Annotated in this window: 14 protein-coding genes; 12 read left to right on the top strand and 2 right to left on the bottom strand. The window is 56.9% G+C overall.

Annotation, left to right across the window (positions count from 1 at the left end):
* Positions 1-86 precede the first annotated feature (86 nt).
* Both DX909_RS21275 and DX909_RS21280 read right to left on the bottom strand, forming a co-directional pair.
* A complete protein-coding gene (locus tag DX909_RS21275) occupies positions 87-1,256 on the bottom strand; it encodes a 1-deoxy-D-xylulose-5-phosphate reductoisomerase (RefSeq protein ID WP_128547237.1) in 1,170 nt (389 codons plus the stop codon).
* A 44-nt stretch (positions 1,257-1,300) separates the two neighbouring features.
* Complete coding sequence (locus tag DX909_RS21280) at positions 1,301-2,803, bottom strand: GH3 auxin-responsive promoter family protein (protein WP_128547238.1); 1,503 nt, start codon at positions 2,801-2,803, stop codon at positions 1,301-1,303.
* Between the two features lie 240 nt (positions 2,804-3,043).
* Here DX909_RS21280 and DX909_RS21285 point away from each other — a divergent pair, with 240 nt between their 5' ends.
* The 12 genes from DX909_RS21285 (at position 3,044) to DX909_RS21340 (ending at position 15,188) form a co-directional block, all read left to right on the top strand.
* Entirely contained in the window at positions 3,044-4,069 is a 1,026-nt protein-coding gene (locus tag DX909_RS21285) for a rod shape-determining protein (RefSeq protein ID WP_128547239.1), read from the top strand.
* A 162-nt stretch (positions 4,070-4,231) separates the two neighbouring features.
* On the top strand, positions 4,232-5,071 hold the full coding sequence (mreC, locus tag DX909_RS21290) for a rod shape-determining protein MreC (RefSeq protein WP_128547240.1): 840 nt from the start codon (positions 4,232-4,234) through the stop codon (positions 5,069-5,071).
* Between the two features lie 43 nt (positions 5,072-5,114).
* Positions 5,115-5,621: a hypothetical protein gene (locus DX909_RS21295; RefSeq protein ID WP_128547241.1), complete on the top strand. Its 507-nt coding sequence runs from the start codon at positions 5,115-5,117 to the stop codon at positions 5,619-5,621.
* Between the two features lie 130 nt (positions 5,622-5,751).
* Positions 5,752-7,260 carry a glycerol kinase GlpK gene (gene glpK / locus DX909_RS21300; RefSeq protein ID WP_128547242.1) on the top strand — a complete coding sequence of 503 codons (1,509 nt, stop codon included), beginning with the start codon at positions 5,752-5,754 and terminating at the stop codon, positions 7,258-7,260.
* A 124-nt stretch (positions 7,261-7,384) separates the two neighbouring features.
* The gene (locus DX909_RS21305) at positions 7,385-8,194 is read left to right on the top strand and encodes a 3'-5' exonuclease (protein WP_128547243.1); all 810 of its coding nucleotides are present in this window, start codon (positions 7,385-7,387) and stop codon (positions 8,192-8,194) included.
* A 174-nt stretch (positions 8,195-8,368) separates the two neighbouring features.
* Positions 8,369-8,716, top strand: a complete 348-nt coding sequence (gene nuoK, locus DX909_RS21310; RefSeq protein ID WP_128547244.1) for an NADH-quinone oxidoreductase subunit NuoK — start codon at positions 8,369-8,371, stop codon at positions 8,714-8,716.
* Positions 8,717-8,807: 91 nt separating this feature from the next.
* Positions 8,808-10,724, top strand: coding sequence for an NADH-quinone oxidoreductase subunit L (gene nuoL, locus DX909_RS21315; protein WP_128547245.1), 1,917 nt, complete (start codon positions 8,808-8,810; stop codon positions 10,722-10,724).
* Between the two features lie 13 nt (positions 10,725-10,737).
* Positions 10,738-12,192 carry a complex I subunit 4 family protein gene (locus DX909_RS21320; protein ID WP_128547246.1) on the top strand — a complete coding sequence of 485 codons (1,455 nt, stop codon included), beginning with the start codon at positions 10,738-10,740 and terminating at the stop codon, positions 12,190-12,192.
* A 28-nt stretch (positions 12,193-12,220) separates the two neighbouring features.
* Positions 12,221-13,612, top strand: coding sequence for an NADH-quinone oxidoreductase subunit N (locus DX909_RS21325; protein ID WP_128547247.1), 1,392 nt, complete (start codon positions 12,221-12,223; stop codon positions 13,610-13,612).
* Positions 13,613-13,708: 96 nt separating this feature from the next.
* On the top strand, positions 13,709-14,197 hold the full coding sequence (locus DX909_RS21330; protein ID WP_229311135.1) for a GtrA family protein: 489 nt from the start codon (positions 13,709-13,711) through the stop codon (positions 14,195-14,197).
* A 122-nt stretch (positions 14,198-14,319) separates the two neighbouring features.
* Positions 14,320-14,514 (top strand): hypothetical protein, encoded by a 195-nt coding sequence (locus DX909_RS21335; protein WP_128547248.1) that lies wholly within the window; start codon positions 14,320-14,322, stop codon positions 14,512-14,514.
* Between the two features lie 74 nt (positions 14,515-14,588).
* Positions 14,589-15,188 carry a SprT family zinc-dependent metalloprotease gene (locus DX909_RS21340; RefSeq protein WP_128547249.1) on the top strand — a complete coding sequence of 200 codons (600 nt, stop codon included), beginning with the start codon at positions 14,589-14,591 and terminating at the stop codon, positions 15,186-15,188.
* The last annotated feature ends 9 nt before the right edge of the window (positions 15,189-15,197 follow it).

Raw genomic sequence — 15,197 nt, forward strand, 5'->3', positions numbered from 1 at the left:
AATGATTTGATAATGACCGCTCCAGTCTGTTTTGGTTTCAAAGACCGCGATGGTTTATTTCTGAGCAGGCGTTATTTCGAAAACAATTAAACCAGACTTTTAATTCGGGCCGCAGCGATGCGCCGGGTTTCCTCGTCGGTCCGGACGTAGGTTTCGTACGTCGGGCGGGCGACGAAAGCCACCTTCTGCATGCACTCCTCGATCACCTCCGAAATTTCCAGAAAACCGATGCCGTCCTGCAGAAAGGCGTCGACGGCTACTTCGTTGGCGGCATTGACGATGCAGGGCACGTTGCCGCCCCGCTCCAGCGCATCGAAGGCAAGTTGCAAATTACGAAAAGTTCCGGGATCGGGCGGCTCGAATGTGAGCGCCGGATAATTCAGAAAGCTGAACCGTGGAAAATCGGAGGACAGGCGGTTGGGATACCCCAGCGCGAACTGGATCGGAAGCCGCATGTCGGGCAGGCCCATCTGGGCCTTGATGCTGCCGTCGCGGAACTGCACCATCGAATGGATGATGCTCTGCGGATGCACGACGACCTCGATCTGCGACGGTTCCAGCCCGAACAGCCATTTGGCCTCGATCACTTCCAGCCCCTTGTTCATGAGCGTGGCCGAGTCGATGGTGATCTTGGCGCCCATGGTCCAGTTAGGATGTTTCAGCGCCTGCTCCTTCGTGACGGTTTTGAGAAACTCCCGCGATTTACCTCTGAAGGGACCGCCCGACGCCGTCAGGATAATTTTTTCGATGGGATTATGAAACTCCCCGACCAGACACTGAAAAATGGCCGAGTGTTCGGAATCGACGGGAAGGATGCTGACGCCTTTCTCCCGGGCCATCGCCGTGATCAGCTCACCGGCCACCACGAGCGTTTCCTTGTTGGCCAGGGCGATGTGCTTTCCGGCTTCGATGGCCTTCATGGTGGGCAGCAGGCCCGCATAGCCGACCATGGCCGTCAGCACGATGTCGATGGTGTCCATCTGGACCACGGAGCCAATGGCCTTGATCCCGGCGTAGACCTTGATGCCGAGGGGGTCGAGGGCGGAGAACACCTGGTCGTAGCGGTCTTCGTTGCAGATCACCACCACATTGGGCCGCACCCGGGCCGCCTGCTCGATCAGCAGGTCGGCATTGTTATTGGCGGCCAGCACCTCGACTTCAAATACGTCCGGATGAGCCTGCACGACCTCGATGGCCTGGGTCCCGATGGAACCGGTGGAGCCGAGGATGGCGATATGGCGTTTTGGGTTAGTCATTCAATCGGTAATCGAAAACATCTTTGAGTAAACCGGGCCGGCGGCTATACGGTTTGCGTCGTTTGCAGTAAGCCGTCGGCAATTACCCGGTCGTTCGACAGGCGGGGGACTTTGTTCTGGCCGCCCAGCTTGCCTTGGGACTTCATATAGTTTCGGAACGTGTCGCGCGGCAGGGCCGTCAGCTTCAGCGTCCGGAGGATGCTGCCCGTGATCAGATCCTCATAGTAAACGTTCAGTTCGGCCAGCCGATTGTCGATGTCCCGGGCAAAAGCGTCGCGATCATTCGGCGGGGCGGCAAATTCGACCAGCCACTCGTGGTAGGGCAGCCCTTCGGCGGGCGCCACCATCGGGGCCACCGTAAACTCGACCACCTCCACTTCCGGATGCCGTTCCATGGCAAACTGGAGGGCTTTCTCGACCTCCTCACCGATGACGTGTTCCCCGAAGGCCGAAATGAAGTGCTTGATGCGGCCGGTGACCAGCAGCCGGTAGGGGTCGCGGGAGACGAACCTGACCGTATCGCCGATCGAGTAGCCCCACAGGCCGGCGTTGTTGTTGATCACCACCGCGTAGTTTTTACCCAGTTCGACCTGGTCGATGGTCAGCCGGCGGGGATTTTTCGAGAAATAGTCCTCGGCCGGGATGAACTCGAAGAAAATACCGCTGTTAAGCATCATCAGCAGCCCTTCCTCGGTCTGCGTATCCTGGAAAGCGATGAAACCCTCGGAAGCCGGGTACGTCTCGATGCTGTCGACTTTCCGGCCGATGGATTCATAGAGCTTTGCCCGGTAGGGTTCGAAGTTGACGCCCCCGTAGACGAATACGGAGAAGTCCGGAAAAACGTCTTTGATCTTCTTGCCGGTGCGGGCCTGAATCCGGTCGAAATACATCTGTACCCAGGGCGGAATGCCCGAAATCAGCGACATGGGCTGGTGCAGCGTTTCGTCGATGATCTTCTCCAGCTTGGTTTCCCAGTCTTCGATGGTGTTGGTCTGGTAGGACGGCAGCTGGTTCGTCCGCAGGTAGGCCGGAACGTGGTGGTTCGAGATGCCCGAGAGCCGCCCGATGTTGATGCCGTTCTTCTCCACGAGTTCCGGGCTTCCCGACAGAAAGATGAGCTTTTTGTCCAGAAAAGCCGAGTTGCCGGTTTCGTGGATGTAGTTCAGCAGCGCGTCGCGGGCGGAATTGATGTGGTTGGGAATCGAATCGCGGGTGATGGGGATGTATTTCGTCCCGGAGGTCGTTCCGGAGGTCTTCGCGAAATAGACCGGCTTTCCGGGCCAGAGGACGTCGGGTTCGCCGTCCAGAATCCGCTCGATGTACGGTTTAAGGTCTTCGTAGTCGGCGATGGGAACGGCCTGCCGGAACTCGTGGTAGGAGTTGACGTCCCGGAATCGGTGGTCACGGCCGAAGGCGGTATTCGCTGCGCCGTCGATCAGCTTCCGGAACCACCGCTGCTGGGTTTCAGCCGGACGGTGCATCCACTCCCGCTGACGCTGTATGACATATTGAGCCAGAGGTTTGCTCAAAAGTGCTCGGATTCCCATAGTCGGACAAAGGTAAGAGTTTTACGCCAAATCTCTTTCGGGCCGTTCCCCAAGCGGTTCTTTCCCGGACGCTCGGTTTATGCTGCCTTGGAAGCCTTATAACCTGCTGATTTATGGACGTATTAGCATCTAAAAAAAGTATCAAAAACGAAAACGGATAGCGTAAGTTATCTCGAATTATCTATATTTTTGCACCTCTTTAGAACCAACTACTCCAGCGCGCTCGTAGGAATCTAACCAATGGCACTATTTAATTTTCTTTCCAGCGATATTGCGATAGACCTGGGAACCGCGAATACTCTGATAATTCATAAGGACCGGATTGTGGTGGATGAGCCTTCGATCATCGCGATGGACAAAATCAACGGAAAAGTCCTGGCGATTGGTCATAAGGCAATGCAGATGCACGAAAAGACCAACGAGAATATCAAAACGATTCGCCCGCTGAAAGACGGCGTCATTGCCGATTTTACGGCCGCCGAGCTGATGATTCGCGGGCTGATCAAAATGATCGATACGGGCAACCGGCTGTTTTCCCCCTCCCACCGCATGGTGATCTGTATTCCGTCGGGCATTACGGAAGTGGAGAAACGGGCCGTCAAGGATTCCGCCGAACACGCCGGAGCCAAGGAGGTCTACATGGTACACGAACCGATTGCGGCCGCCATCGGCATCGGCATCGACATTACGCAGCCGAACGGTACGATGATCGTCGACATCGGGGGAGGAACCACCGAAATTGCCGTTATCGCCCTGTCGGGGATCGTTTGTGAACAGTCGATCCGGATCGCCGGCGACGTGTTCACCCGCGACATCGTCGACTACATGCGCCGGGAACACAACCTGCTGATCGGGGAGCGTTCGGCCGAGCAGATCAAAATGGAAGTCGGTTCCGCCCTGCCCGAATTGGACACCCCGCCGGCTGACTACGAAATCCGCGGCCGCGACCTGATGACCGGGATTCCGAAAGAAATTAAAGTCACCTACAGCGAGATCGCCTACGCACTCGACAAATCGATCTCCAAGATCGAGGAAGCCGTCATGAAGGCCCTGGAGATTTCTCCTCCGGAGCTGTCGGCCGATATTTACACCAACGGGATTCACCTGACCGGCGGGGGCGCCCTGCTGCACGGACTGGACAAACGGCTGGCCGCCAAGACCAAGCTGCCGATCCACGTGGCCGACGATCCGCTGAAAGCCGTGGTGAAAGGCACCGGCGAGGTCATCAAGAACCTCGACATGTACAAGTCCGTCCTGATCAGTTGAGTATTAAAGTGTTAGGGTTGGGAATCCGGGGAGTTAAAGAATGTGAGGGTTTGGGAGTTGAGGAGTTATCGCGTTGCAGAACCAGACTTCTCAACCCCTGCCCCCTCAACTCCTTACCTCTTATACCCCTTCGCTCTTTAACTCGTAAGCACGGCTCTCCGCATGTTTGAGTTATTCCAGTTTATCGCACGCAGCCGGAACTTCATCCTGTTCGTTCTGCTGGAGGTGCTGAGCTTTTATTTTATCATCAATAACAGCAATTACTGGAGCGTACGGTTCTTCAATACGTCGAACTATTACGCGGCCCGGCTGCTGTCGTGGTCGAATGCCGCCCGCGAATACGCCCGGCTCCGGCAGGTCAACGCGGATCTGGCGCAGGAAAACCAGCGTCTGAATACGATCGTGACGCAGCTGCAGCAACTCAAACCGCAGGGTCCGACCAGTTATAAAACGGATTCGATTTTTGCCACCCGGTTTAAGTTCATGGTGGCACGGGTGATCAACAACACCACCCAGTATGCCAATAACTACCTGACCCTCGACAAAGGGACGGCCGACGGCATCCGGCCCGGCATGGGCGTTATTTCGCCGACCGGCGTCGTCGGGAAGGTGAAAACCTGCTCGGAGCATTTTTCGGTCGTGACGTCCATCCTGCATTCGGAATTCATGGTGTCGTCGCGGCTGATGAAAGGGGGCGAAATCGGTCCCGCCAAGTGGGACGGCGTTCACCCCGATCAGATGAAAATGCTTTACATCTCGCGGAATACGAAGATGTACCGGAGGGATTCGGTCGTGACGTCCGAATACAACTCCATTTTCCCGCCGGGGATCATGGTCGGCCGGGTGCTGCGGGTCCGCATGGCGCCGGACCAGACCTTCCATGATATTACGCTCGATCTGGCCACGGATTTCAACACGCTGTCCTTCGTGTATATCGTCGAGAACAAGCTCCAGACCGAGCAGGAACTATTGGAAAAGACCACCGAACCGGAAAGAAAGTAATGCCCGGCGCCGTCCGGCTTATTCGCTTTCCGCCTGAGATAAAATGACGCTTCGCGAAATACTGAACATCATCTTTCTGTTCGTGCTGTATCTGGCACTGCAGGTCCTGATTGTCCGCAATCTGGTGCTGTTCGACGTAGCGTTCTGTTTCATTTATATCGGTTCCATCTTGCTGCTGCCCTACGAACTGAGCCTGACCTTCACGCTGCTGATCGCCTTCAGTGTCGGGATCGTCGTGGACATGTTCTACAATACCCTGGGAATGCACGCGGCCGCCACCGTACTGATGGCCTACATTCGGCCCGTCGTGGTGCGGCTCCAGGCCGCCCAGCGAGGCTTCGAGAGCCGGATCATCTTCTCGATTCATGAGATGGGAACCCGGAATTTTCTCTACTATGTCTTCCTGCTGGCCCTGATCCACCACTTCGCCCTCTTTTTTATCGAAGCCAACAACATTCTGCTGCTGCTGCCGACGTTGGCTAAAATCGGGGCCAGCACCGTCTTTACGACTGTGGCAATTATGCTCGTACAGTACTTTACCCGCAACTGATTCTCCCTCCCCCTATTCCTGAATCCCCGGCCGCGTGGGCCGATGCGCTTGCCGCAATCCTGCTTAGCCACGATAAATTCCTATATTACGGGCGTTTTTAGAGGAAATCACCCAACCCTTATCCCTTTCTATGCCCCCTTATATAGCCGCCATCGATCAGGGCACGACCAGCACGCGCTGCATTGTCTTCGATCGGCAGGGAACCATCATTTCCGTCGGACAGAAAGAACACGCGCAGATTTATCCGCAACCCGGCTGGGTGGAACACGACCCGGAAGAAATCTGGCGCAACACGCTGGAGGTCATTGCCCTGGCCCGCATCAACGGCAAGCTTCAGGGCAGCGATATTGCCGCCGTCGGCATCACCAACCAACGCGAAACCACCGTCGTCTGGAACCGGAAAACCGGCAAGCCTTATTACAACGCTCTTGTCTGGCAGGACACCCGGACCGGGGATCTGGTTTCCCGGTTTGCCCGGAACGGCGGCCAGGATCGATTCCGGGCGGCCACGGGCCTGCCGCTGGCTACCTATTTCAGCAGCCTGAAAATCAAATGGATCCTGGACAATGTGCCGGGCGTCCGGGAGGACGCCGAACGTGGGCAGGCGCTGTTCGGAACGATGGACACGTATCTGATCTGGCAGCTGACCGGCGGGCACTACAACGGCCTGCACATCACCGACGTTACCAACGCCAGCCGTACCCAGCTGATGAACCTTCAGACCCTCGACTGGGACCCCGAACTGCTCGAAGCCTTCGACATTCCGCACGCCATGCTGCCCCAGATCCGCTCCAGCAGCGAGGTCTACGGGACGGTCACTTCCGAGGTGCTGCCGGGTATTCCCATCGCCGGAATTCTGGGCGACCAGCAGGCCGCCCTCGTCGGACAGACCTGCTTCGAACCGGGCCAGGCCAAGAACACCTACGGCACCGGCTGCTTTCTGCTGATGAATACCGGCACCGAACTCCGCCCGTCGAACTATGGGCTGCTGACGACGGTGGCCTATCGCTTCGGAAAAGAACCGGCGCATTACGCGCTGGAGGGCAGCGTAGCCATCACCGGCGCCCTCGTGCAGTGGCTCCGCGACAACCTCGGGCTGATCTCCAGCAGTGCGGAGGTCGATACGCTGGCCCGAACCGTTCCCGACAACGGCGGGGCCTACTTCGTGCCGGCCTTCTCGGGCCTGTATGCTCCCTACTGGAAAGCCGACGCGCGCGGGGTCATTGCGGGCCTGACCCGCTTCGTCAATAAGGGCCACCTGGCCCGGGCCGTGCTGGAAGCCACCGCCTACCAGACCCTCGACGTGGTCAGGGCCATGGAGCAGGATGCCGAAATGCAGCTCAGCTCCCTGCGCGTCGACGGCGGTATGACGGTCAATGAACTGTTGATGCAGTTTCAGGCCGATATGCTAGGCGTTCCGGTCATTCGGCCCAAAATTACGGAAACCACCGCCCTCGGAGCCGCCTACGCGGCCGGTCTGGCCGTCGGGTCCTGGAGCAGTTTCGACGATCTGCGCCGGAACTGGGGCATCGACCGGACGTTCGAACCGGCCATGAACGAAGACGTGCAAAACCGCCTGTACCAGGGCTGGCAGAAAGCCGTCGAGCGGTCATTCTCCTGGGAATCCCAGCCTGTCTGAGGCTACTTCACTGCTTCTCAAAGCGGAGGGAGGGATTCCGTCCGAATTAATTCATCCGCTTTGAGAAGGCAGTATACGGAGACTGCTTATTTTTGTGGCCATATCGAACTGTATGGCCACCGTTATGACGCATTCTCTTATCCTGAAGAAACCACTGGCATTCTTTGACCTGGAAACCACCGGCATCGAGCCGATGAAAGACCGGGTCGTCGAAATCAGCATCGCCAAAGCGCTTCCGAATGGAGAGGTGCAGATCAAAACCCAGCGCGTCAACCCGACGATCCCGATTCCGGTTGAAACGAGCCTGATCCACGGCATCTACGACGAGGACATCCGCGACCAGCCGACGTTCAAAACCATCGCCCGCTCGCTGGCCCAGTTTCTGGACGGCTGCGACCTGGCCGGCTACAACTGCAACCGGTTCGACATTCCCCTGCTGGTGGAGGAGTTTCTACGGGCCAACATCGACTTCGACCTCAAAAACCGCCGTCTGATCGACGTGCAGCGGCTTTTCCACCTGATGGAGCCGCGGACGCTGAAAGCCGCCTACAAGTTTTACTGCGGCAAGGAACTGGTCAATGCCCACAGCGCCGAAGCCGACACGCTGGCGACCTTCGAAGTGCTGGAATCCATGCTGGTCCGGTACGACGGTGTGGTGGCTATGGATGAACGCGGCAACGAGGTAGCCATCGGCAACGACATCGAGATTCTGAACAAGCTGATGCAGAACAACAACGTCGACCTGCGCGGGCACATGGTTTACAATAAGGAAGGCAAGGAGGTAATCAACTTCGGCAAGCACAAGGGCGTGCTGGTCGTGGATGTGCTTCAGAAAGAGCCGTCCTTCTACGACTGGGTTCTGAAAAGCGAATTTCCACTCGACACCAAGCGGAAGCTGACTGAAATAAAATTAAGGATGTTCAACCGGCGCTGAGGCCGGTGGCGGTGCGGCCGGTCCCGAACCACCCGTACGCATGACAACCCCGGCATCCGACAAATTTCCAAACCGTTTGAGTAAGCGGGAATAATCCGTAACTTTGCCGGGTCATTTCCGGCCCGGATTAACAGAATCTGACCGTAACGCTTAGCACAAGAACAACGGAGTGGTATGCAGCCAACCCAAGCACCCATTCAAATCCCGGAGGTCATTCAGCTGATTGACCTGAAATATTATCTCATCATCAGCACGGCGCTGTTCGTCATCGGCATCATCGGCGTTCTGACCCGGCGGAACGCGATCATCATCTTCATGTCGATTGAGCTGATGCTCAACTCCGTCAATCTGCTGCTGATCGCGTTCTCTTCGTACCGGTCCGATCCGACCGGTCAGGTCTTCGTCTTTTTCATCATGGCCGTAGCCGCAGCCGAGGTCGCCGTCGGGCTGGCCATCATCGTGATGATTTACCGGAATACCCGCTCCATCGATGTCGGGTTGCTGAATAAACTGAAATGGTAAACCTAAAACTAACTGGAAGAATGCGCGATGAGTGGTGAGTTTCGGCATCCACGAAATACGAACTCTTAGCTCATCCCAAATGTAAAAACCTATGCAGACGGATTTGTTGGCAATACTGATTCCGCTGTTACCTCTTATCGGATTCATTATCAACGGAATGGGGTTCCGCCACGTGCCGAAAGGACTCGTCGGGATACTCGGAACGCTCGGACCGCTGGTTTCTTTCGCCTGTTCCTTACTTCTTTTTACCGGTTTCGGGGGCCAGACCATCAAGGTTCCGCTGTTCGACTGGATTACGGTCGGGCACCTCAACATCCCGTTCGCCTTTCAGATCGACCAGCTCTCACTGATCATGCTGCTGATCGTGACGGGCGTCGGGTCGCTGATCCATATCTATTCCATCGGCTACATGAAGCACGACGAGGGGTACGGCAAGTTCATGGCTTTCCTGAACCTGTTCCTCTTTTTCATGCTGCTGCTGGTCATGGGCTCCAACTACGTGATCATGTTCATCGGCTGGGAGGGCGTCGGGCTCTGCTCCTACCTCCTGATCGGTTTCTGGAACAAAAACACCAGCTATAACAACGCGGCCCGCAAAGCCTTCGTCATGAACCGCATCGGCGACCTCGGCTTTCTGCTGGGTATTTTCATGATCATGGGCGCCTTCGGGTCGGTCGAGTATACGGAAGTGTTCGAGCAGGCCGCCGGCTTCCCGATCGGCGACGCCACCGTGGTGGCCATCACGATGCTGCTGTTCGTGGGGGCCATGGGGAAATCGGCCCAGATTCCGCTGTACACCTGGCTGCCCGACGCCATGGCCGGCCCGACGCCGGTTTCGGCCCTGATTCACGCGGCCACGATGGTGACAGCCGGAATTTATATGGTCGTTCGGTCGAACGTCCTGTATACGCTGTCGCCGGTTACGCTCGAAATCATCGGCGGCATCGCCATCGCGACGGCCCTGCTGGCGGCTTCGATCGGTCTGGTCCAGAACGACATCAAGAAAGTACTGGCCTACTCGACAGTGAGTCAGCTCGGCTATATGTTCCTCGGGCTGAGCGTCATGGGCTATACGGCGGGGATGTTCCACGTCATGACCCACGCCTTCTTCAAGGCCCTGCTGTTCCTCGGTGCCGGGAGCGTCATCCACGCCGTGGCCGACGAGCAGGACATCCGGAAAATGGGCGGTCTGCGCAAATACCTCCCGATCACCTACTGGACCTTTCTGATTGCGACCATTGCCATTGCCGGGATTCCGCCGTTCGCCGGTTTCTTCTCGAAAGACGAAATTCTGATGCACGCTTACCAGCACAACAAACTGCTGTGGGTACTGGGCGTTATCGGCTCGGCCATGACCTCGTTCTACATGTTCCGGTTGCTGTTCCTGACGTTCTTCGGCCGGTTCCGGGGCAGCGAACACACCCGCGAACACCTGCACGAATCGCCGGCCACGATGACCGTGCCGCTGGTAGTGCTGGCCGTCCTGTCGATCATCGGCGGTTTCTTCAACGTTCCGGAGGCCCTGGGCGGTGAAGCCCGGCTGGCCGAGTTCCTGAATCCGATCTTCAATTTGTCCCGCCGGGTGCGTCCGAGCGCCTTCGGCGAAACCCTGCTGACCCATAGTGAAGAATATATGCTGATGGGCATTTCGACGGCCGTTGCCATCGTGTCGGCCATTGCCGCCTACGTCATGTACGTTCAGCGCGTCAGCCTGCCCGAAGCCGATACCGTCGAGCGGCCGGTGGTCCAGAAAGTCCTCTACAACAAATACTACGTCGACGAGCTGTACGAAACCATCATCGTGAAACCCGTGCGCGGGCTGGGCGATACGTTCTACAGTTTCGGCGAATTCATCATCGACGGGATCGTAACCGGTACCGGCTGGCTGGTGCAACAGGCGTCGGGTCAGCTGCGCAGACTGCAAACCGGGTCGATCGGATTCTATGTCTTCGCGATGGTGGTCAGTATTGCCGCCATCCTGTGTCTGCGGTTCTTTGTTCGATTCTGATAAACACGGATAGATGCTTACACTTATCATTCTGCTTTTCCCGGTTCTGGCGGCACTGCTGGTGCTGGCCGTTCGGGGGCAACAGGCCAAACAGATTGCTTTCATTGCCGCCCTGATCGAACTCGGTCTGGCCGGTTATGCCTTCTTCAGCTTCGTTCCGGACGCCAATTCGCAATTCGGCTTCGACTATCCGTGGCTGGCGCAGGGAACGATCCGCTTTACGGCCGGTATCGACGGCGTCAGCCTGCTGCTGGTGGTCCTGACGGCGCTGCTGACTCCCCTGATCATCCTGTCGGCCTTCCGGCATACCTACGACCGGCCGTCGGTCTTCTATGCCCTGATTCTTTTCATGGAAGCCGCCCTGCTGGGTGTTTTCACCGCCCGCGACGCCTTCCTGTTCTATCTGTATTTCGAAGCCGCCCTGCTTCCGGTGTATTTCCTGGCCGCGCTCTGGGGCGGAGAAAACCGGATTCCGGTCACGTTCAAGTTTTTCGTGTATACGATCTTCGGGAGCCTTTTCATGCTGGTGGCGCTCGTCTATCTGTATTTCAAAACCGGCACGCCCGCCGGCCTGCATTCGTCGGCCATCACCGCGCTGTACAACCTGAACCTCAGCCCCACCGAACAGAGCTGGATCTTCTGGGCGTTTTTCATCGCTTTCGCCATCAAGATGCCGGTGTTCCCGTTCCATACGTGGCAGCCCGATACCTACGTCGAATCGCCGACGCCGGCCACGATGCTGCTGGCCGGCATCATGCTGAAGATGGGGGTCTACGGCGTCATCCGTCTGATGCTGCCGATCGTTCCGGAAGGTGTTCAGACCTGGGGCATGACGGCGCTGGTGCTGTCCGTCATCGGCATCGTCTACGGGGCCATTATCGCCATCCGCCAGCGCGACATGAAGCGGCTGATCGCCTATTCGTCCTTCTCGCACGTCGGTCTGATGGCCGCCGGGGTGTTCACGCTGAGCCTCAACGGGGTGCAGGGGGCGCTGGTGCAGATGCTCGCCCACGGCATCAACGTGGTCGGGATGTTCTTCGTGGCCGACATCATCGCTTCCCGGACCAGCACCCGGCTGATCGACCAGATGGGCGGGATTACCCGCTACACCCCGAAGCTGACCGTTTATTTCATGATTTTGCTGCTCGGCAGCGTCGCCCTGCCGCTGACCAACGGCTTCGTCGGGGAGTTTCTGCTGCTGTCGGGCGTTTTCGAGTACAACAACATTCTGGGTGCCGTTGCCGGGCTGACCATCATCTTCGGAGCCGTTTATATGCTGCGGCTCTTCCAGAAGACGATGTTCGGCAAAACCACCCCCCTGACCGAAGGCTTCAATGACGTATCCGGAAGCGAGAGCTGGGTTTTCATTCCGCTGTGCATCATGGTGTTCTGGATCGGCATGGTGCCTAACTCATTTCTGAAACTGACCGAACCCGCTGTAGCCAATCTGCTGCAGTTTGTAAAATAACGCTGACCTGAGCCTATACTGAACGAATATGCTTCCCATTATACTCCTGTCCGTCTTCGGAATCGTGCTGCTGTTTCTGGGTTTCCTGAAGACCCGGGCGGTTCTGCTGCCGGCCGCGTTGCTTTTTATTCTGATTGCGCTGGGAGCCGGTTTTCTGGAGTGGAATAAGTCGTATCTCTACTTCGGCGACATGCTGCTGATCAACAATCTGGCCATCCTCTTTTCGACCATCGTTCTGATCTCCGCCTTCATGGTGGTGGCTCTCTCCGGCGATTTTCTGGAAGATGAAATGGCCCAGCCCGCCGAATATTACGCCATTCTGCTTTTCTCCATCGTCGGCGCCATGATGATGATCGGGTACGAAAACCTGATCATGCTGTTCGTCGGCGTCGAGATTCTTTCCGTTTCGATGTATATCCTGACGGGCAGTGACAAGCGGAACCTCCGCTCAAACGAAGCCGCGCTCAAATACTTTCTGATGGGTTCGTTCGCCACCGGCTTCATGCTGTTCGGGATGGCGCTGCTCTACGGAGCCGTCGGCTCGTTTACCCTGACGGACATCAAAAGCTATATTCTGCTGTCGCACGGTCGGCCGTCCCTCCTGCTCTACATGGGCGAGCTGCTGGTGCTGATCGGGATGCTGTTCAAGGTTTCGGCGGCTCCTTTCCACTTCTGGACGCCCGACGTCTACGAAGGCGCCCCGACCCTGTTTACGGCTTTCATGTCGACCGTCGTCAAAACCGCCGGTTTTGCGGCCCTGCTTCAGCTGCTGTCCGTTTCGTTCAGCGCCATCTACGGCTTCTGGTGGGTCATTCTGGCGGCCATTACCGCCCTGACGCTCCTGGCCGGCAACCTGACGGCCGTCTATCAGAACAGTTTTAAACGCATGATGGCCTATTCGAGTATATCCCATGCCGGCTACCTGCTGATCGGTCTGGCGGCTTTGGGCCAGCAGTCCCGTTCCGCCCTTGTGTTCTACTCGCTGGCCTATTCACTGGCCACGATCTCCGCCTTCGGTATCCTGCTGCTGGTGGCGAAACAACACACGACCGACGGCCGCCCCGACGAGAGCTACAGCGCCTTCAACGGCCTGTCGCGGAACAATCCGCTGCTGGCCTTCGTCCTGGCGGTTTCGATGCTGTCGCTGGCCGGTATTCCGCTGACGGCCGGTTTCTGGGGCAAGTTCATGCTGTTTTCGGCCGCCGTGGACCGGGGCATGGTCTGGATTCTGATCCTGGCGGTGCTGATGTCGGCCGTCGGTATTTATTATTATTTCAGAGTCGTCATCGCGATGTATTTCCGGGAGGGCCAGGCCGGCCGGATCCGGGTAGCGCCTTTCTACCAGTTCATCCTGATTGCCGCTACGGCCCTGACCATTATTCTGGGCATCGTACCCGGTCTTTTTCAGAATATTATGTAACTGGTTGGAACCGTTGGCTCATAAACATCTGCGAAATAAGGTGCAGAGAAAACAGTTCTTTACTTTTGGACAATCAAAAGAATTTTCTGCACCAACGTGATCAGTGTAAACAGCAGAAACCGGCTAAAAACAAAAGATTCCAAAAGCTTCTTTTCGTTTTTTCTGACCGCACTCCTGGGCGCGTCCGTCAACTTCCTGTCTCAGATATTCTATCGCAAATATTTCAATTTCGATACCAGCGTCCTGCTGGGCTATCTGACGGCGACCGTCGTCAGTTTTCTGCCTACGAAAAATTACGCGTTTTCAGCCCGGGGGACCGGAAATACTTATCGGGAGGCCGTCAAATTTCTGATCATCGCCATCGTCGCCTGGGTCGTTCAGGTGTATGTAGCCGTGGCGACGCTGGACTGGGTAGCCAACCCCCTCTTCCCTTCCACCAAATTGTTCTGGCGTGAAAAAAGCTCCCACGTCGTCGGCATGGGTTTCAGTTTCCTCGCCAACTACTTCGGACATAAACTGCTGACCTTCCGGAGCACGGGAATGTATGACCGGCTGCGCTCCCGAAATAACCGCGATACAGAATAATTTCAACCACAAATTGAATTTTACCAACCTGAAGCCATATTTGATTAATAATCAGGGCGGTATTATTGGATTTTTTGAGAAAATTGTAATTTTGCTCCCCAAACCTTAAACGCCCCGAAGCAATGAAAAAAGTATTCGCACTCCTGTTCGTAGGCAGCATGCTGACCTTCGCAGCCTGCCAGAGCAAACCGAAAACGGAAGAAACGACCACGACGACCGATAGCACGGCCGTGTTGTCGTCCGACAGCGCAGCTACCGACAGCGCCACGGCCGCTCCGGCCGACAGCGCAGCGGCTACGGCTGACTCGACGAAGTAATCAGGCGACTGATAAAGTCCTGACGGAAAAGCTCTATCTTTACGATAGGGCTTTTTTGTTGGCCCGCCTGCCGAATGGACAGTTACCGCATTCTTGAAAAACATATCCCGGAAGCCGCCGTAGCGTACTGTACCGATCTCTGGAAGAAGTACCCGTTTGCCTTCCGGGTCACCCGTCCGCGACGGACCAAACTGGGCGACTTCCGGGCCGAACCCGGAAAAGGGTTTACCATCACCGTCAATGACAATCTGAATCCCAGTGCCTTCCTGATTACCTATCTGCACGAAGTGGCTCACCTGATCGTCTTCCGGCAGTACCGCCGGCGGGGCGCTCCGCACGGCAGCCTCTGGCAGAGAACCTTCCGGGAGGTGATGCAGCCGATTCTGCACGAAGGGGTCTTTCCGGCTTCCGTGCTGGAACCCCTCCGGGATTACCTGACCAACCCCGCTGCCTCGACCGGAGCGCATTCGGCCCTGACCCACGCGCTGCGGCAGCTGGACGCCCGCCCGACCGGCCAGAAACTGCTGATCGAAGTGCCGGAGGGTGAGACCTTTCGCTTTCTGCAAAAAGACTATGTCCGGGGCATGAAACGCCGGACCCGCGTCGTTTGTACGGAGAAGAGTAGTGGATTGAAAGTTTCGATTTGGGCACATGTTTGGGTGGAGAATACGTAAAAACAGTCG

This window comes from Larkinella soli, assembly GCF_003703975.1.
Classification (GTDB): Bacteria; Bacteroidota; Bacteroidia; order Cytophagales; family Spirosomataceae; genus Larkinella; species Larkinella soli.

Bases quoted from the DNA above. Each gene is read 5' to 3' on its own strand.
- DX909_RS21275 (WP_128547237.1), bottom strand. From the start codon at position 1,256: ATGACTAACCCAAAACGCCATATCGCCATCCTCGGCTCCACCGGTTCC.
- DX909_RS21280 (WP_128547238.1), bottom strand. From the start codon at position 2,803: ATGGGAATCCGAGCACTTTTGAGCAAACCTCTGGCTCAATATGTCATA.
- DX909_RS21285 (WP_128547239.1), top strand. From the start codon at position 3,044: ATGGCACTATTTAATTTTCTTTCCAGCGATATTGCGATAGACCTGGGA.
- mreC (WP_128547240.1), top strand. From the start codon at position 4,232: ATGTTTGAGTTATTCCAGTTTATCGCACGCAGCCGGAACTTCATCCTG.
- DX909_RS21295 (WP_128547241.1), top strand. From the start codon at position 5,115: ATGACGCTTCGCGAAATACTGAACATCATCTTTCTGTTCGTGCTGTAT.
- glpK (WP_128547242.1), top strand. From the start codon at position 5,752: ATGCCCCCTTATATAGCCGCCATCGATCAGGGCACGACCAGCACGCGC.
- DX909_RS21305 (WP_128547243.1), top strand. From the start codon at position 7,385: ATGACGCATTCTCTTATCCTGAAGAAACCACTGGCATTCTTTGACCTG.
- nuoK (WP_128547244.1), top strand. From the start codon at position 8,369: ATGCAGCCAACCCAAGCACCCATTCAAATCCCGGAGGTCATTCAGCTG.
- nuoL (WP_128547245.1), top strand. From the start codon at position 8,808: ATGCAGACGGATTTGTTGGCAATACTGATTCCGCTGTTACCTCTTATC.
- DX909_RS21320 (WP_128547246.1), top strand. From the start codon at position 10,738: ATGCTTACACTTATCATTCTGCTTTTCCCGGTTCTGGCGGCACTGCTG.
- DX909_RS21325 (WP_128547247.1), top strand. From the start codon at position 12,221: ATGCTTCCCATTATACTCCTGTCCGTCTTCGGAATCGTGCTGCTGTTT.
- DX909_RS21335 (WP_128547248.1), top strand. From the start codon at position 14,320: ATGAAAAAAGTATTCGCACTCCTGTTCGTAGGCAGCATGCTGACCTTC.
- DX909_RS21340 (WP_128547249.1), top strand. From the start codon at position 14,589: ATGGACAGTTACCGCATTCTTGAAAAACATATCCCGGAAGCCGCCGTA.